The organism is Pseudomonas sp. R37(2017), from assembly GCF_002113375.1.
GTDB lineage: Bacteria > Pseudomonadota > Gammaproteobacteria > Pseudomonadales > Pseudomonadaceae > Aquipseudomonas.
This window is the reverse complement of the sequence record NZ_NEHO01000017.1, coordinates 14692-33481: the sequence shown is the minus strand read 5'-3', so window position 1 is coordinate 33481 and position 18790 is coordinate 14692. Positions and strand designations below refer to the sequence as shown.

Sequence of the window (18790 nt, the reverse complement as noted above, 5' to 3'; positions counted from 1 at the left end):
GGGTGACACATCAAAAGTGAAGTTTTCATCAGGCCTGCATTTCGCTGATGCCGACCAGTTTCAAAGCGGCGGCCAGGTTGTCGACCTGCTGCTGCTCGTTGTCTTTGAGTTGTTGCAGTTGCTGGCCCAGGGTCGGTGCGCCAAACACTCCGCGCAGGCCCTGGGAAACATCGCCGGACTTGATCGACTGACTGCCAAAGGCGTTCAACGAATCGCGTTCGGCACCGCTGTCCTGATTGAACAGGCTCGATAACGTGCTGGTGCTGAACACACCGCCATCGCCGCCACCGAACCCGAGGAAACCATGCCCTGAACCATCGCCACCGCTGTCACTGCTGCTGAAAACCTGAGCGATGAAACTCGGGCTCATCGCGCCGTTGTTGATGAAAATATCGCCCAACGGCCGGATGCCGTCGCCGATCACCCGCTGTTCGAACAACGGCTGGAAGGTCAACGGTGAACTGAGGTTGCCCGTCGGAGGCGTGAAAACGAACGGTTGCAGCGGCACGTTGGGCACATCAGGCAACGTTACCGGGGTACTGGTGCGGAAATCCGGGTCTGGCGAAACGATCACGACGGACGAGGTCGGCACCGTGTCGATGACAAAATTATCCGACTGGCTCACGCCGCTGCCACTGTTGCCGGCCATGTCGCTGATACCGGCGTAGTAGATGCTGATCGTGTTGCTGGCGACATTGATGTTGGCGGTCGGTGTCAGCGTCGCCGTCCAGGTCTTGCCGCCGTCGCTGCTGCTCAGGTCGGACAAGGTGCCGTTGGCAATGCTGATGTCGGACAAATCAAAACCGCTGACCGCTTCGCTGAAGGTGATGGTCACCAGCGAGGTCTGGCCCACGCCCAGGTTCGGGTTGGCGACCACGATGGTGGCGGTCGGCAGTTCGCTGTCGAGGCTGTAATTGTTCGACACCGCCACCGTGTTGCCGGTGTTGCCCACCAGGTCGGTGACATTGCGGGTGTCCAGGGCGATGAAGTTGCTTGGGTCGGTGACATTGGCCGTCGGCGTGAAGGTCGCCGTCCAGGTCTTGCCGCCATCGCTGCTGCGCAGGTTGCTCAGGTCGCCGTTGGTCACGCTCAGGTCGGACAGGTCGAAGTTGCTGACTGCCTCGCTGAAGGTGAAGGTCACGGTGGTGGTCTGGCCGATACCGAGGTTCGGGTTGGCAACCACGATGTTCACCGTAGGCCGGGTCCCATCGAGCGCGTAGTTGTTGGAGATGGCGATGCTTGCGCCGCTGTTGCCGGCAAGGTCCTGCACGCGACCGGTGTCGAGCACGATCAGATTGGTTGCGTCGTTGACATTGGCCTTCGGCGTCAGGGTCGCGGTCCAGGTCACGCCGCCATCGCTGCTGCTCAGGTTCGACAGCACGCCGTTGGCAACGCTGATGTCCGACACGTCGAAACCGCTCACCGCTTCGCTGAAGGTGATGGTCACGGTGGTCGTTTGGCCGATGCCCAATTGCGTGTCGGCAACCACGATGGTGGCGGTCGGCAGCGCGGTGTCGATGGCAAAATTGTTCGACTCGGTGATTCCGCCGCCGACGTTGCCCGAAGTGTTCTGCACGCCCGAGTTGTCGAGGGTGATCAGGTTGCTGGCGTCGGTAACGTTCGTGGCTGGCGTAAAGACTGCCGTCCAGGTGATGCCGCCGTCGTTGCTGCTCACGGCGCTCAATGTACCGTTGGCGATGCTCAGGTCGGCATTGCTGAATCCGCTGACCGCCTCACTGAAGGTGACGGTCACCAGAGTCGTTTCCCCCGCCTTGAGCGCCGTGTCGGCGATCACGATGCTGGCGCTCGGTACACTGGTTTGCACCAGGTAGTTTGCCGAGTGGGTCACCCCGCTCCCGGTATTGCCTGCCGCGTCGGTGACACCGGCGTTGTCCAGGGTGATGAGGTTGCTGGTGTCGGTGACTGCGGACGTCGGGGTAAAAGTCGCGGTCCAGGTAATGCCACCGTCGCTGCTGCTCAAGCCACTCAAGGTGCCGTTGGCGACGCTCAAATCAGAACTGTCCAGACCGCTGACCGCTTCGCTGAAGGTGATGGTCACCTGGGTCGTTTCGCCGGGACGCAGGTCGGTGTCGGCCATGACGATAGTCGCGGTCGGGCGCTGGGTGTCGATCGCGTAATTGTTCGAGTTCGTGACGCCGCTACCGGCATTGCCCGCCGCATCCTGAACACCGCTGTTATCGAGCTGGATGAGGTTGCTGGTGTCGGTGATTGCTGCCAACGGTGTCAGGGTGGCCGTCCAGGTGATGCCGCCGTCGCTGCTGCTCACCGCGCTCAGGGTGCCGTTGGCAACGTTCAGGTCGGCATTGGTGAAACCGCTCACCGCCTCGGAGAAGGTGATGGTCACCAGCGAGGTTTCGCCAACGTTCAGGGCAGAGTCGGCGACCACAATGGTTGCCGTCGGGCGCACGGTGTCGATGGCATAGTTGTTCGAATCGGTGGTGCCACTGCCCACGTTGCCAGAGGCGTTCTGCACACCGCTGTTGTCCAGAGTGATCAGGTTGCTGGAGTCGGTGATGTTGGTAGTGGGTGTAAAGGTCGCCGTCCAGGTGACGCCGCCATCGCTGCTGCTCACGGCGCTCAGAGTGCCATTGGCGATGCTCAGGTCGGCGTTGCTGAAACCGCTCACTGCCTCGCTGAAGGTGATGGTCACCAGCGAGGTCTCGCCGACGCTCAGGGCGCTGTCGGCAACCACGATGGTGGCCGTCGGCAGCACGGTGTCGATGGTGAAATTGGCCGAGCTGGTCGTGCCTGTGCCGATGTTGCCCGCCAGGTCGGCAATGCCGGTGTTGTCCAGCGTGATCAGGTTGGTCGTGTCCTTGACTACGGCGTCCGGCGTGAAGGTCGCGGTCCAGGTGATGCCGCCATCGCTGCTGCTGACTGCGCTCAACGTGCCGTTGGGAACGGACAGGTCAGCGTTGGTGAAACCACTCACCGGTTCGCTGAAGGTGATGGTCACCAGCGAGGTTTCACCCACAGTCAGCGTCGGGTCGGCCATGACAATGGTCGCAGTCGGGCGCTGGGTGTCGATGCTGTAGTTGTTCGAATCGGTGGTGCCGCTGCCGGCGTTACCCGCTGCGTCGGCAACGCCGGTGTTGTCCAGGGTGATGAGGTTGCTGGTATTGGTGATACCCGCCGCTGGCGTGAAGGTCGCTGTCCAGGTGACGCCGCCGTCGCTGCTGCTCACCGCGCTCAGGGTGCCATTGGCGACATTCAGGTCGGCATTGGTGAAACCGCTCACCGCCTCGGAGAAGGTGATGGTCACCAGCGAGGTTTCGCCGACGTTCAGGGCCGTGTCGGCGACCACGATGGTCGCGGTCGGGCGCATGGTGTCGATGGCATAGTTGTTCGAATCGGTGGTGCCGATGCCCGCGTTGCCAGAGGCGTTCTGCACACCGCTGTTGTCCAGGCTGATCAGGTTGCTGGTGTCGGTGACATTGGCGGTGGGTGTAAAGGTCGCCGTCCAGGTGATGCCGCCATCGCTCGACGAAACGTTGCTCAACGTGCCATTGACGACGCTCAGGTCGGCATTGTCGAAACCGCTGACTGCCTCGCTGAAAGTGATGGTCACCAGCGACGTCTCGCCGACGCTCAGGGCGTTGTCGGCAACCACGATGGTGGCCGTCGGCAGCACGGTGTCGATGGTGAAATTGGCCGAGCTGGTCGTGCCGCTGCCGATGTTGCCCGCGAGGTCGGCAATGCCGGTGTTGTCCAGCGTGATCAGGTTGGTCGTGTCCTTGACTGCGGCGTCCGGCGTGAAAGTCGCGGTCCAGGTGATGCCGCCATCGCTGCTGCTGACTGCACTCAATGTGCCGTTGGGAACGGACAGGTCAGCGTTGGTGAAACCGCTCACCGGCTCGCTGAAGGTGATGGTCACCAGGGTCGTTTCACCGGCACTCAGGGTCGGGTCGGCCATGACTATGGTCGCGGTCGGGTGCTGGGTGTCGATGCTGTAGTTGTTCGAATCGGTGGTGCCGCTGCCGGCGTTACCCGCTGCGTCGGCAACGCCGGTGTTGTCCAGCGTGATGAGGTTGCTGGTATTGGTGATACCCGCCGCTGGCGTGAACGTCGCGGTCCAGGTGATGCCACCGTCGCTGCTGCTCACCGCGCTCAGGGTGCCGTTGGCGACGTTGAGGTCGGCATTGTCGAAACCGCTCACCGCTTCGCTGAAGGTAATGGTCACCAGCGAGGTTTCACCGAGGTTCAGGGCCGTGTCGGCGACCACAATGGTTGCCGTCGGGCGCTGGGTGTCGATGCTGTAGTTGTTCGAATCGGTGGTGCCGATGCCCGCGTTGCCAGAGGCGTTCTGCACACCGCTGTTGTCCAGGCTGATCAGGTTGCTGGTGTCGGTGACATTGGCGGTGGGTGTAAAGGTCGCCGTCCAGGTGATGCCGCCATCGCTCGACGAAACGTTGCTCAGGGTGCCATTGGCGACGCTCAGGTCGGCATTGTCGAAACCGCTGACCGCTTCGCTGAAGGTGATGGTCACCAGGGAGGTCTCGCCGACGTTCAGGGCAGTGTCGGCGACGACGATAGTAGCGGTCGGCACCTGGGTCTGCACCGCGTAGTTGGTCGAACTGGTGGTGCCGGTGCCGGCGTTGCCCGCCAGGTCGGTAATCCCGGTGTTGTTGAGGATGATCAGGTTGGTCGCGTCGGAGATGCCAACCGTCGGGGTGAATGTCGCGGTCCAGGTGATGCCGCCATCGCTCGACGAAACGTTGCTCAGCGTGCCATTGGCAACACTCAGGTCGGAATTGTCGAAACCGCTGACCGCTTCGCTGAAGGTGATGGTCACCAGCGAGGTTTCGCCGGGGCGCAGGTCAGTGTCGCTCATGACAATGGTGCCCGTTGGGCGCTGACTGTCGATCACGTAATTGTTCGAATCGGTGGTGCCGCTGCCGGAGTTGCCCGCCAGGTCGGAGACACCGGTGTTGTCCAGGGTGATGAGGTTGCTGGTGTCGGTGATGCCCGCTGCCGGAGTGAAGGTCGCGGTATAGGTGATGTTGTCAGACGTGGCCAGCCCGGACAGGGTGCCGTTGGCCACGGTCAGGTCGGCCAGGCTAAAACCGGTCACGGCCTCACTGAAAGTGATGGTCACCAACGAAGTCTGGCCGACGCCCAGAGCCGCGTCGGCAACCACGATGGTGGCGGTCGGACGCTGGGTATCGATGGCGTAATTGTTCGAATCCGTGGTGCCGCTGCCGGCGTTGCCGGACGCGTTCTGTACGCCGCTGTTGTCCAGGGTGATCAGGTTGGTGGTATCGGTGATGCTGTTGGTCGGCGTAAATGTCGCCGTCCAGGTGATGCCGCCATCGCTGCTGCTCACCGCGCTCAAGGTGCCATTGGCGATGGTCAGGTCGGCGTTGGTGAATCCAGTGACCGCCTCGCTGAAGGTGATGGTCACCAGCGAGGTTTCGCCAACTCTCAGCGCGCTATCGGCGACCACGATGGTGGCGGTCGGCAGTACGGTGTCGATCGTGAAGTTGGCGGAGTTGGTGGTACCGGTGCCAGCGTTGCCGGCGAGGTCGGCGATCCCGGTATTGTTCAGGGTGATCAGGTTGCTGGTGTCGTTGACCCCGGCGTTCGGCGTGAAGGTCGCGGTCCAGGTGATGCCGCCATCACTGCTGCTGACTGCGGTCAACGTGCCGTTGGGCACGGTCAGGTCGGCGTTGGTGAATCCAGTGACCGCTTCGCTGAAGGTAATGGTCACCAGCGAGGTTTCACCGGCGCTCAGGGTCGGGTCGGCCATGACTATGGTCGCGGTCGGGCGCTGACTGTCGATCACGTAATTGTTCGAATCGGTGGTACCGCTGCCGGCGTTGCCCGCCAGGTCGGAGACGCCGGTGTTGTCCAGGGTGATCAGGTTGGTCGTGTCGGTGATGCCCGCCGCTGGAGTGAAGGTCGCCGTCCAGGTGATGCCACCGTCGCTGCTGCTGACCGCACTCAACGTACCGTTGGCAATGGTCAGGTCGGCGTTGGTGAATCCAGTGACCGCTTCGCTGAAGGTGATGGTCACCAACGAAGTCTGGCCGACGCCCAGAGCCGCGTCGGCCACCACGATGGTCGCGGTCGGACGCTGGGTGTCGATGGCGTAGTTGTTCGAATCGGTGGTGCCGGATCCAGAATTGCCGGACAGATCGGTAACACCGGTGTTGTCCAGGGTGATCAGGTTGGTGGTGTCGGTGATGTTGCTGGTTGGCGTGAACGTCGCCGTCCAGGTGATGCCGCCGTCGCTGCTGCTCACCGCGCTCAACGTACCGTTCGCGATGGTCAGGTCGGCGTTGGTGAAACCGCTCACCGCTTCGTTGAAGGTGATGGTCACCAGCGAGGTTTCACCGATTTTCAGCGCGCTGTCGGCGACCACGATCGTGGCGGTCGGACGCTGGGTGTCGATCACGTAGTTGTTGGAACTGGTGGTGCCGCTGCCGGCGTTGCCCGCTAGATCGGCAATACCGGTGTTGTTCAGGGTGATGAGGTTGCTGGCGTCATTGATGCTGGCGGTCGGCGTGAATGTCGCCGTCCAGGTGATGCCACCGTCGCTGCTGCTCACCGCGCTCAACGTACCGTTGGCGATGGTCAGGTCGGCGTTGGTGAATCCAGTGACCGCTTCGCTGAAGGTGATGGTCACCAGTGAGGTTTCGCCAGCGATCAGGTTGGTGTCGGTCACCACAATGGTCGCGGTGGGACGCTGGGTGTCGATGGCGTAGTTGTTGGAATCCGTGGTACCCGTACCGGCGTTGCCGGCCAGGTCGACGACCCCTGTGTTGTCCAGGGTAATGAGGTTGGTGGTATCGGTGATGCTGCTGGTCGGCGTAAAGGTCGCTGTCCAGGTGATGCCGCCGTCGCTGCTGCTCACCGCGCTGAGCGTGCCGTTGGCAATCGTCAGGTCCGCGTTGGTGAAACCGCTCACCGCCTCGGAGAAAGTGAAGGTCACCAATGAGGTTTCACCGACTTTCAAGGCGTTGTCCGCGACCACGATGGTCGCGGTCGGCCGCACCGTATCGATGGCGTAGTTGTTCGAGGTGGTGGTGCCCACGCCAGCCGTGCCGAGACCGTTGACCACCCCGGTGTTATCCAGGGTAATCACGTTGGTGGTGTCGGTGATGCTGGCAGTCGGGGTAAAGGTGGCGGTCCAGGTGATGCCGCCGTCGCTGCTGCTCACGGCGCTCAAGGTGCCGTTGGCGATGGTCAGGTCGGCATTGGTGAAACCAGTCACCGCCTCGCTGAAGGTGATGGTCACCAGCGAGGTCTCGCCGACTTTCAGCGCGGTGTCCGCCACTACAATGGTCGCGGTGGGTCCTGCCGCATAGGCGGTGTTGAGAATACCGCCGTCGTTGTAGATATTGGCCACCGCTGTCGGAGTACTCCCCGTGGCACCTCCGCCCATGGCTGGGCCGCCGGAACCGCTGCCGCCAATGTTGCCGGTCATCGCCGCGAAGTTGGCGGCGGTCATCAACAGCGTGCCCTTGTTCCAGATGGCGCCGACGCCCTTGCCGCCCGCGCCACCGGGGTCGGCGGAGCCGCCAGTACCGCCACCGCCACCGCCGCCACCGCCGGCAGCGATGTTGCCGGAGATCACCGAGTTGCCGATGACGGTCAAGGTGCCGGTAGTGGCGTTGTAAATACCGCCGCTGGCCGATGCGCCGGCCCTGCCGGCCCGGTCCCAACCGGAACCACCGCCACCGCCGCCAATGGAAATAGTGCCATTGTTCGCCGTGCCACCCGCGCCGCCGCTACTGTAGCCACTTGCCCCGATAGCCCCTGCGCCGCCGACGCTGCTGCCCCCGCGCCCGCCCATGTAGGTGGTGCTGTAGGAGCCGCCGTTGCCGCCGGTGTTGGCGCTACCGTTGGTACCGGCATAGGTCCCGGTACCCGTGCCGGCGGTACCGCCGTGGCCACCGATTTGTCCGCCCAGCGCACCGCCACCGCCACCGCCACCGCCGACCGGGCCGCCGGCATAAGGCGCAACGACACCACCGCCACCGCCGCCACCCGAAGCCGCGTTGCTGGTCACCGTGACGTTTTTCAGGGTCAGGTCACCGGCGTTGACGATGCCACCGCCCATCGCGTTAACGCCATCCGTGCCAGCAGCAGCGCCCTGGCCGACCGCCAGACCATGGGTGATGACCAGGCCATCGAGGGTGGCGGTAACACCGCTATTGACCTTGAGCACCTGGGTCTTGTACTGGCCGTTGAGAGTCACATCGGCGACCCCGTCGTTGTTCAGGTCGCCATCGACGGTGAGGTTCTTGGTGATGACCAGTTGCGAGTTCAGGCCGATCGTCATGCCGGCGTTGAAGGTGACTATATCGCCTGCAACCGCATCGCTCAGGGCTTGGCGCAGCGTACCGGCGCCGCTGTCGGCGTTGCTGGAGACGGTCTGGGTCGCCAGCCCCCATTGATAATCCTGCATCGCCTGGTTGGACAGCACGCTGGCACTTTCGATGGTGCCGGTGGCAATCTCCAGCTCCCAGTCGCCGCCCAACCCGGTGCGGTCGTTGGAGGCCGCCACGTCGCGGCCGGTGAGTTGTGCCAGCGAATCGACGAAGCTCAGGCCACGTTCGCCTTCGGCGGTGTAGCAGCCGTAGATCAGGATATCGCCGCCAGCGTTCATGTCCTTGCCGATTTCCGCCAACACCGCGCTGCGAGCCTCGACGTTGTCAGCCGACAGATAGCTGTCACCCAGCCACAGGTCGCCGGCATTGCCGTGGGCAATGATCTGCACCGAGCTGATGCCCTGGTGCTGATCGAGGTAGTCGGCGATCTGTTGCAGTCCATCCTTGCCGGCGTCCAGTTTCACGACCTGGGTTCCGGGGGCGACACCCTGGAGCAGGCTGTCGGCATCTTTCACCCGGGAGTCGACGAACACCACGCTCTGCCCGGGTACGGCAACGGGACTGGCCGCCGGTGTGGCATCGGCCTGGCCGTGGGTGTCCTTGCTGGCCGTCGGGTGATCGGCGGTCGGTGCCTTGGCGGCATCGGCCGTGGAATGGCTATCGGCCTGGGCCGCGGTATCGGCCACCGTGGCGGCGACGGCGCCGTCGAACAGCATGCGCGGCTCAAGGGACATGATCATGGGCGCCGCTGGCGTCCGCTGATCCTCGGCTACCCGTGCTTTTGCCTTTGCCCCGCCAAAAATGGTCCACCACATGCTGCTCACCCGAACTCGAACGAATGTACGTAACGCATCAATGAAAAACGCCGCGATCAAATGTTCGCGGCGTCGGACTTCATACGAATGACATTGGCGGCGCTGGCAGAGCCATCGAGCCAAAAGGACAAGTCTGAATATTGCTTGAACAGATCCGGCGGCAGAATGGTGCGCCGGGCCTGTAACGCAACCTTGGGCCTGACCTTGTGCAGGCCGGTCACCCCGAGGGCTTGGTCGAACTCCGGTGCATCGTAGGCCAGGCGCTCGAAGTCGTGCTCGAACCAGGGTTCGCCAATGAAGTCGTAGACCAGCCGCAGCACCCGCTCCGGAGCCTGGGTCAGCAAGTCATAGTCGATGATCAGCAAGGAGTCGGCCTGTTCGCCGTAGTAGGCTTCCTTGAGCGCCGCCCACGCGAAACCCACCAGGCGATTGCGCTGGGCCAGGGTTTCGCAGCGGCTGTAGACGGTGTTGCGCTCGACGGCATCGCCGAAGAGCTTGGTGTTTTCATAGGGGTTGGCGCGGTATAGCCGCTCGATGCTGTCCATGATCCAGGCGACGTTGCGCACACAGGCGATCACCTTGGCCTTGGGAAACAGATCGTTGATGGCCGGCAGCCGGGCGCTCCAGAGTCGATTGGTGTCGAACACCACCGGTTTGTCAGCCTTGTCGGCATAGAAGGAATCAAACAGGCCGCGCAACAGGCGGCGGCGCATGTCGGTGTCGATCACCGCGCCGAACTCGCTGCCCGCACTGCACTGTTCCAGGACACCGGAAAACAGGGTACCCACAGGGCTGCTCATTCCGGCATGGAAACGCGGGTTCTGCAAAAGAATGGCAGAAAGCAGCGTCGAACCTGAGCGTGGCAAGCCGGAAATAAAGTGGAATTGGTGCAATCCCTTCACCGTGACGGTAAGTCCTTTTGTAGGACAAAGCGTATCTGATGGAAATGTGTTCGCCTAGTGGTGTTTTGATATCAATTTGAAGCTAATTCGACTTGATACCGAGCTTTTCGCGACATTGAAGGATTTTAAGGACGACAGCCCCGGGGGGGCGCGTCCATCGGACAAACACAACCCCGCCACGACACCCACAATCTACGTCTACGCTGTGGCGTGGCGTGACCGAGCCACGTACAGGAAAAGGAGTCGACACCCCCAGGTGTCTGGCAGTTGCGTGGCGCGCCAACCACCAACCTGAAGGATGAGGATTCATGGAAGTATTTATCGGCACTATCCAGCCTTTCGCCTTTGATTTCGCTCCCCAGAACTGGGCCCTTTGCAATGGCCAGACGTTAAGCATTTCGCAATGGAATGCATTGTTCGCGCTGATCGGCGTGAACTACGGCGGCAACGGCCAGACCACCTTCATGCTACCCAACCTGCAAGGTCGATTACCGATGGCCCAGGGCACCGGCGTCAATCTCAGCACGCGCACCATTGGCGAGATTTCCGGCACCGAAAACGTCACCGCGACCATCAGCAACATGCCCAACCACACCCACCAGATATCCGGACTGACCGCCACCACTACCCTGCAACTGGCCAATCCCTCGAGCAATCCCGTAAGCGTGCCAACGGCAACCAACTCCTTTATCGGCGCTTCGAGCGGCGGACCGGGGACGGCGAATATCTACTCCGATCAACAAGGGGCAACGGCGGTGGCGCTCCAGGGCGTGACCACCACCGTCACCGGAGAGATTGCCTCCACTGGCGGGACCCAACCCATGAGCGTGATGAACCCGTTCCTGGTCATCAACTTCAGCATCGCCCTGCAAGGGATTTTTCCATCGCGCGGCTGAAGATTCGCCGGGGGTCGCAAGCCCCCGGCACTGTTCACTATCGGAGCCTGACCATGTTGCAAGCGGTTCAAAGCCATCATTTCCAGACCCTGCTGGGCCAGACCGTCGCCCTTCGACTGCCCGACGGCAGCGAATTGCCGGTGCAGATCGAACACCTTGAAGACTCACCTGGCGCCCGCATGCGCAACAGTGAGCGCATGCCATTCAGCGTAGAGCTCAACAGCCTGGTCCCGACCGATTTCGTGAACGGTCCATGCATGCTGCAATTGCCGGAACTGGGTGAAGTGGAAAACATTTTCGTTTCCCGGGTACCGTCGATGGGACGTGATCCGCAGCGATGCTACTTCTACATCGCCTTCAACTAACCATTTTCTGGCTAGCAGCGCCTTCAGCCTTGCGGATACCACACCAGCCTTCGTGCCGCGACGTTGTACTCCTGCACTGCAAAACCCAGGGCCAGGTAATGCTCAAGCGCATGGGGATTACTGGCCCAGACTACCGTCGCCACCGGGCAACGAATCTGTTGGGCGGCTTTCTGCACCCCCTGCAACACCGCCCGCCCATACCCCTGCCCCCGCGCCGCCGGGATGAAGGCCAGATACAGCACGCGAATCTCGTTCGGTCCGAAATCAGTGCTCAACGCGCCAATCGCCGTGCCGAGCTTCTCAACCACGTAATTCATGGCATTGGGAAAGTTTTCCCCCAGTCCTTGCTCCTGCACCTGGAACTGCTGGGCCACAATCTGCTCGACCACCTCGACGCCGCCGTCGATCCATTGCAGGTCCGGTCGGGCGGATTGATACAGGCGCTGCAAAAAAGGTCCATCACTGGCTCGCGAAGGCCGTACCACCAAACCTTCGGCTGCCACAGCACTACTGTTCGTCATTGTCGCTCTCCTTAAAAACCGCTTTCCCTGACCCCCAGCGCCGCCATGCGTCGCCAGGCGACCCCCAATAACGACTCGCCGCTGCCCTGCAACACTACCACCCCACGCAACGGCTGCACCGGCGTCGACGCCGGTTCGAGGGTAGTCAATCGCGCGCCATACTGCGCCTGCACCGGCTCGGCCCGTTGCTGCTGATCGCGACGCACGGCAATCGGTCCGTGGTGATCGGAGGTCAGCGCCTCTTGATCGACGAACGCCACACCGTTGGTGTCGATTTCACTCAGTTGCACCGCAATCGACGGATGCATCGGGTCATCGGCGATAAACCGTCCGGTGGCGCCCGGTGACACACGCCAGAGTTCTGCCTCGGCCAGATAGCCGCGCAAGCGCACGCCCTCCTCGACCACCCGGGCCAGCGGTTCCCGAGTCGACAGCCAGCGCCCCACCGTCCATTGCGGCAGCAGATCACGCACAGTGCCGGCAAAGGGGGCGCGCAAAAGCAAGCGCTCGCGCTGAGCCGCCAGCCCCCGGTACTCGGCGACCGCTTCGGCCAGGCGCTGCTCGACGATTGCGGCATCGGAAGCCGTTTCACTTCGGCTGGCCTGACGGCGCATCTGCAACTGCTGAATCTCGATTTCCCGGCGCGCGATGGCCTGGCGCGAATCGAGATCCGGGGACTCCAGCTCGATCAGGACTTCACCCTGCGCCACCGACTGTCCGTCGCGCACATTCACCGTTTTGATCCTTGCCGCCACCGGCGCATGCAAGGTACTGACCCGGCCCGCTTCGAGCATGGCCGGCACCTCGACGGCACTGCGCCACGGCACGATCAGCGCCAACAACAACCCGAGCAACGCCAGACCGCTGAGCAGCACCCGCGATCCATGCGCCTGTTCGCGGCGGCTCCACCACTGGCGCCATTCACTCATGATGGGCAGAAAGATGAACCACACCAGTTCCACCAGCATCAGGAAGATCCCCAACACCTTGAAGAACAAGTGATAGACCGCCAGAGCGATTCCGAAAAACAACGCTGCGCGCCATAACCACGAGCCATACCCCCAGATCAGCAAACGCCGTTGCATTGTCGGCGACCAAGGCTCCGGCGCCGCTGCGCCATAGCCGAACAAAAACTCGCGCAAGCGCCAGCGGCACAAGGCAAACGCCCGGCCTTGCAGGTTATCGACCTGCCAGAAATCGCTGAGCAGAAAATAACCGTCAAAGCGCATGAATGGGTTGAGATTGACCACCAATGTGGTGATCCAGGTGGCACTGGCGAGCATGAACGCCGCAGTGCGGGCCGGCCCGTCGGGCAACAACGACCATGCCAGCAAGGCAAGGCACGCCAACAGCAGCTCCGCCAGCACGCCACCAGCGCCAATCAGCAATCGAGCCTTGCGATCATTGACCCGCCAGGCATCGCTGACATCGGTATAGAACATCGGCAGCAGCACCATGAACGCCACGCCCATGCTCTGTACCCGGCACCCGGCGCGCTTGGCCATGAACGCGTGACCGAGCTCGTGGCAGAGCTTGGCGAAAAACAAGGCCACACCAAACGCCAGCGCGCCGCCAAGACTGAACAAGTGCGGAAACGTGGCGATAAATCGCTGCCAGTCTCGCGACACCAGAAATACCCCCAACCCCAGCACGGTTGGCAATCCATAGCGCAGCGCTCGCGGGCCAAAACGCTCCAGCCAGGGCCAGGCACGATTGAGAAAACCCTCGGGGCGCCACAGCGGAATACGAAAAAACAGGTACTGGTGCAGCAACACTTGCCACAAGCTCTGGCGCTGGGCCGCCGCTTTGAAGCAGTAACTGGCGCGCTGCCGGGGATCGAGGGCGGTAATCAGATCGTGACTGCGCAAGAACGCCAGCAATTGCTCCAGATCCGTTCCGTCCAGCGCCAGTCCCGGCTCACGATTGGCCGCCCGCAGGACTTGTTCGGGCTCACCCAGCGACCAGTGACGCAACAAACGCATCGCCGTCGAACCGAGCTTGAAGTAACGCCCTTGCACCGGGTCGGCCAGCGTCCAGCAGGGCGCGCCGTCCAGCGCCGGCGCTGCCGGGGACAACTGCAGGTCGGCACGCAGGCCGGGCAGGCTCATCTACAGGCCCACGCTCTGACGCAAACCGGCCAACGGGCGACGCAGCAGGTACAACGCCAGCGGCGCCCGGTCACCGAAGATCTTTGCCGTGCCGCGCAAACCGATGCGCGGGGGCGCCGCGTCGAAATTCGCATCCAGGCGATAGGCCAATTGCCCGCCCGCCGTGGGTTGCGCTTCATAGGCCGAACGTTCGAGTTTCGCCAGATGACGTTGCAGCGGGTCACTGTCGAGGAACAAAGCGACTTCAGCACCGGGCTCCAGGGAGATCGCATCCCCCACGGCCAGTTCGATACGCAATTGCGCCTGAGCCGGATCGGCGATTTCCATCAGCCGCTCGCCCGTCTGCACTGGCTTGCCGGTCCAGCGCTCGGCGTCGGCAAATACCGCGATGCCATCGCGCTCGGCGCGCACTTCGCTGCGCTTGAGCAGTTCACGGGCGTAGTCGCGCTCGGCGCGTTTCTGTTCAACGCGGGCAGCCAGCAAGTCCAGTTTCGAGCTGGACTCGGCATCGGCGAAAGAGCGCTGGGAGTTGGCCTTGAGTTCCGCCTCGGCAACCCCGAGGGCGCGCTCGGCGACATCGGCCTGGGCCTTGAGCGTGGTGCTTTCGAAGCGCAGCAACAATTCGCCGGCCTTCACCGTCTGGTTGGGTTTGACCAGAAATTCGGCAATGACACCGTCCAGTGGCGCCGCCACCACCCGACCGCCCAGCGGCACCACTTCGGCCGGTGCCAATACGGACTGGCGCACCGGGATCAACAGCCCGAGCAATAGCACGGCGACCAGCAGCGCCTGGCGTTTGCGTGTCCAGCGCAGGCGCCAAGGCTTGCGCGGTTGCAATGCTTGCCAGGCGTGGCTGTAGGTATCGCCCAGCTGCGCCAGCAATACTTGTTCGGCAGGGTTCCACGCAACGTCCCGGGCCAGCCACAACCCGCCGAACACCTCGCCCTGGCGATCGATCAGCGGCAACCAGAACACCTGGGCCGCCGACAGGCTTTGCCATTGCGCCTGCAGCGACTCATCGAAGGCATCGGCGGGAACGACCCGTGCCGGGTGCAACTGGTCGCGCTTGAACAACTGCGCCACCGCCTGCTCGACGAACGCGACAAACGGTGCATTCGGCTCCACCGCGCTGACACCGGTCACGGCCTGCACCTTCCCGGCGATCAACAATGCCGCATGGCGAAAGCCAAACAGTGCCTGGCCATCATTGACCAGACTGTAGGCCAATTGAGCGGAGGTTTGGGCGGCGCGGGTCTGGCGCTCAAGGTCAAGAAAGCGCGCGAACACCTGCTCGGCGCCGCCGTTCACCGGCGCGTTCACTTGAACTCCGCGAAATGCGCCGTGCCACTCATGCCCGCCAGCAACCCGCTGGCGTCGGGCACGCTGGCCACCAGCAGCAGGGTCTGGCTGCCTTCATCGATTCGCGCGCCCAGGCGCTTGACCGTAGCCTCCAACGACTTGCCGGTTTCATCTGGAACAAAGCTGAAGGTCTGGCCGGGCTTGAGTCGGGCCATCCAGCGCGAGGGGACGAGGAGATGGATTTCCAGGGTGCGATTGTCGACCACGTCCAGCAAGGGTGCACCGGCAGGTACGCTTTCATAGCGCTGTACCTTGCGTTCGACGACCTGGCCATCGAACGGCGCCAGCACGCTGCAACGCTTGACCTGCACTTGATACACCTGGGACTGCGCCTGGGTTTCGCTGACCTTGGCCTCGGCACGTGCCACTTCGAAACGCCCGACCGAATTCAGCGCGGCCAGTTGCCGATTGTGCGCCAGTTCTTCACCCGCACCACGGCTGGCCGCTTGAGCGGCATTGAGCTGCGCCTGATAGGCGGAGCAATCGAACCGCGCCAGGGTATCGCCCTTCTTGAACGACTCCCCCTCACTGAATGGCAATTCGACAATCCGTCCGGGCACCTCACTGGCCAGAACGGCCTGGTCCCGGGCGCGCAATACACCGCGGGCCTCGGCGCTGGTCGCAGCACTGGCGCCTGCATCCATTTGCGCAAGCGGATCGTCTGCCCCGGGCGTTTGCGCCTGGACAACGCTCGCGGCGAAGAAACAACCCAACCCCAACACACAGAAAAACCGCATGACCGTACTCCCTTTCGGATCATCGGAGTCTACGACAGCGGTAGTTAGCGTCAAGCAGATGGCCATCATTGCCTGCTTATTTAACGTTGTGCCGTCTCGGCCAACGGATACACCGACTCCCAACCGCCACCCAGTGCCTTGTACAACCCGACGGCCGCCAGCGACACGCCGGTCGAACTCTCGACCCACTGCTCCTGCGTGGCCAGCAAGGCCCCTTGCACGGTGAGCACGGTGACGAAATCCACCACACCTTCGACGTACTGCCGTTGTGCGGTGTCCAGCGCAATACGGTTCTGGCGCACGGCTTCGGCCAGGCTGTCGCGACGCAACTGGCTGGCATTGTAGACGGTCAGTTGGTCATCGATTTCATGCCAGGCGCGCAGCACGGTTTGTTGATAGGCGATAGCGGCTTCCTGTTGTTGCGCCTCACGCACATTCAGCACACCGCGCAAGCGGCCACCGTCGAACAATGGCAAGCTCAATTGCGGGCCGATCCCGAACGAGCGCGATCCCCAGGAACCGAAATCGCTCAGTTGCATGGCCTGTGAACCGATGTTCCCCGACAGGGTGATGCGCGGATAGAAATCACCCTTGGCCACGCCAATGCCGGCCGTGGCGGCATGCAGCCGGGCTTCGGCCTGACGAATGTCCGGCCGCCGTTCAGCCAGTTGCGAAGGCAGGCCGATGGCGATCTGTCGCGGTGTTTGTGGCACCGGTGCGTCTGTGGATAACTCCGCGGCCAATGCCTGGGGCGGTTCACCCATCAACAGGCTCAAGGCATTGATCAGTTGCCACTGACGCTGCTCCAGCGCGGGCAGGCGCGATTCGATGGCCGCTACCTGCGCGGCGGCTTCGGCGACATCCAGATCCGTCGCGACGCCGTCGACCAGGCGCAGTTGCGAAAGCTTCAGGCTGTGGCGGGCGACATCGAGGTTTTGTTCGGTGACGAGCCGGGTGTTCTGCACGCCGCGCAACTGAATGTAATCCTGCGCGGTGTCGGCCAGTACCGACAGCAGCACGCCGCGCCGGTCATTCTCGGCGACTTCCAGGTTGGCGTCGGCGGCTTCGGTTTCCCGACGCACGCGGCCCCAGAAATCCAGCTCCCAGGAGGCGGAAAACCCGGCGCTCCAAAGGTTGAAAGCCGACTGGCCATTGTGACCCGACGGGTCGCTCAGGCCTTCAGCACTGTTGCGATTGCGTCCGTAACTGCCGCTGACGGCCGTGTTGGGGTAGCGGTCGGCCGTGATGACCTGCCGTACTGCACGACTTTGCTGCAAGCGGCTGCCGGCCAGCTTCAGGTCGAGGTTGTCGGTCAGGGCGCGCTGGCTCAGGGCCGAGAGTTTCGGGTCGCGGAACACTTCCCACCAGCGCTCGTCCATCGTTTCGGCGACGGCCTGGCTGGTGGCTGCCCTTGAGGGTTTTGCCCATTCGGCGATCCGTGGGGTGTCGGGCTTTTGGAAATCGGGGCCGACGGTGCAGGCGCTGAGACTCATGACGAGTAAGGCACTGAAGGTGAGTCGCTGCCACAGGCCTCTTCGCGAGCAGGCTCGCTCCCACAGTGTACTGACTGTGATCCCGGAAACTTCAGCATTACGCAGATCCCTTGTGGGAGCGAGCCTGCTCGCGAAAGCGTCTGACCAGCCAACACCGTCCTTCATCGCTGAGTCACCTCTCGCGCAGACGACGCATCGCTGCCAGTATCAATACTCGCCTCCACCGACATCCCCACCCGCAAGCGCTCGGCCAGCGCTTGCCCAGGTTCCAGCACGATCTTCACCGGTATTCGCTGCACCACCTTGGTGAAGTTGCCGGTGGCGTTGTCCGGTTTGACGGCGGCGAACGTCACCCCGGTGGCCGGTGCAATGCTTTCGACTCGACCGTTGAGTGCCGCACCGCCCAGACTGTCGACGCGCACTTGCACAGCCTGGCCCGGCTGCACATCCGTCAGTTGGGTTTCCTGGAAATTGGCCATCACATAGGCCTGTGCCAGCGGCACTACCGCGAGGATTTTGCTGCCCGGCGTGACATAGGCACCGACCCGCACCGCGCGTTCGCCGACCATGCCGTCCTGTGGCGCGACGATCCGCGTATAGGACAACTCGTAGCTGGCCATTTCCAGCTTCGCTTGCGCCCGTTTCAGCCCCCCTTCGGCGGCATCGCGCTGGGCCGTGAGGATCTCCACTTGCTTGCGCTCCGCCGCCAGTACCGCCGTGGCATTGGCCAGCCGCGCGGAGGCCTGGTCGATGCGCGTTTGCGCCTGTTGCGCATTTTGCACCGTGCCGGCGCCCACTCCGGCGAGGTGGTTGTAGCGATTCAATTCATGCTCGGCAAAGGCCATTTCCGCCTTGGCCGAAACCACCGAGGATTGCGCCTGGGCAATCACCGAGGCCTGGCGCTCCAGAGTCGCCGTGGCGTTTTGCAGTTGCGCCCTGGCCACCAGCGTTTCGGCGTCAGCGGCCTCGGCGGCGGCGCGCAAATCCCGGTCATCGATCAGTGCCAGCAACTGCCCGGCCTTGACCTGCTGGTTATCCTCGACCAGCACTTGCTTGATGAACCCGGCGACACGCGGCACAACAAGGGTGAAGTCCGCCGAGACATAAGCATCGTTGGTGTTCTGTCGGGTGCGCTTGCCGAACAGGCCGGGCATCGCCAGGTACAGCAACACACCGACGGCCAATGCGGCGGCCACGGCAACCACGACTTTCTGCTTTGCTTGAGTGTTCATCAAAACCT

Annotated in this window: 10 protein-coding genes; 2 read left to right on the top strand and 8 right to left on the bottom strand. The window is 62.9% G+C overall.

Annotated features, from left to right (window positions below; translation table 11 throughout):
- Positions 1 to 28: 28 nt before the first annotated feature.
- Complete coding sequence (locus CAG47_RS22510; RefSeq protein WP_371917237.1) at positions 29 to 9070, bottom strand: Ig-like domain-containing protein; 9042 nt, start codon at positions 9068 to 9070, stop codon at positions 29 to 31.
- Between the two features lie 155 nt (positions 9071 to 9225).
- Positions 9226 to 10071 carry a sulfotransferase gene (locus CAG47_RS22505; RefSeq protein ID WP_085727548.1) on the bottom strand — a complete coding sequence of 282 codons (846 nt, stop codon included), beginning with the start codon at positions 10069 to 10071 and terminating at the stop codon, positions 9226 to 9228.
- A 308-nt stretch (positions 10072 to 10379) separates the two neighbouring features.
- On the opposite strand from CAG47_RS22505, the gene CAG47_RS22500 reads away from it, so the two are divergent.
- Both CAG47_RS22500 and CAG47_RS22495 read left to right on the top strand, forming a co-directional pair.
- Positions 10380 to 10967 (top strand): phage tail protein, encoded by a 588-nt coding sequence (locus CAG47_RS22500; protein ID WP_085727546.1) that lies wholly within the window; start codon positions 10380 to 10382, stop codon positions 10965 to 10967.
- A 53-nt stretch (positions 10968 to 11020) separates the two neighbouring features.
- A complete protein-coding gene (locus tag CAG47_RS22495; RefSeq protein WP_085727544.1) occupies positions 11021 to 11332 on the top strand; it encodes a hypothetical protein in 312 nt (103 codons plus the stop codon).
- 23 nt (positions 11333 to 11355) lie between these two features.
- Here CAG47_RS22495 and CAG47_RS22490 read toward each other — a convergent pair whose 3' ends face one another.
- The 6 genes from CAG47_RS22490 to CAG47_RS22465 form a co-directional block, all read right to left on the bottom strand.
- On the bottom strand, positions 11356 to 11853 hold the full coding sequence (locus CAG47_RS22490) for a GNAT family N-acetyltransferase (protein ID WP_085727542.1): 498 nt from the start codon (positions 11851 to 11853) through the stop codon (positions 11356 to 11358).
- 11 nt (positions 11854 to 11864) lie between these two features.
- Positions 11865 to 13961, bottom strand: coding sequence for an HlyD family efflux transporter periplasmic adaptor subunit (locus tag CAG47_RS22485; RefSeq protein WP_085727540.1), 2097 nt, complete (start codon positions 13959 to 13961; stop codon positions 11865 to 11867).
- Positions 13962 to 15281: an efflux RND transporter periplasmic adaptor subunit gene (locus tag CAG47_RS22480; protein ID WP_085727538.1), complete on the bottom strand. Its 1320-nt coding sequence runs from the start codon at positions 15279 to 15281 to the stop codon at positions 13962 to 13964.
- Positions 15278 to 16057, bottom strand: a complete 780-nt coding sequence (locus CAG47_RS22475) for an efflux RND transporter periplasmic adaptor subunit (protein WP_085727536.1) — start codon at positions 16055 to 16057, stop codon at positions 15278 to 15280. Before CAG47_RS22475 ends, CAG47_RS22480 begins: the two co-directional genes overlap by 4 nt.
- 80 nt (positions 16058 to 16137) lie before the next feature.
- Complete coding sequence (locus tag CAG47_RS22470) at positions 16138 to 17715, bottom strand: efflux transporter outer membrane subunit (RefSeq protein WP_085727534.1); 1578 nt, start codon at positions 17713 to 17715, stop codon at positions 16138 to 16140.
- On the bottom strand, positions 17712 to 18782 hold the full coding sequence (locus tag CAG47_RS22465; RefSeq protein WP_085727532.1) for an HlyD family secretion protein: 1071 nt from the start codon (positions 18780 to 18782) through the stop codon (positions 17712 to 17714). Before CAG47_RS22465 ends, CAG47_RS22470 begins: the two co-directional genes overlap by 4 nt.
- Between the last annotated feature and the right edge of the window lie 8 nt (positions 18783 to 18790).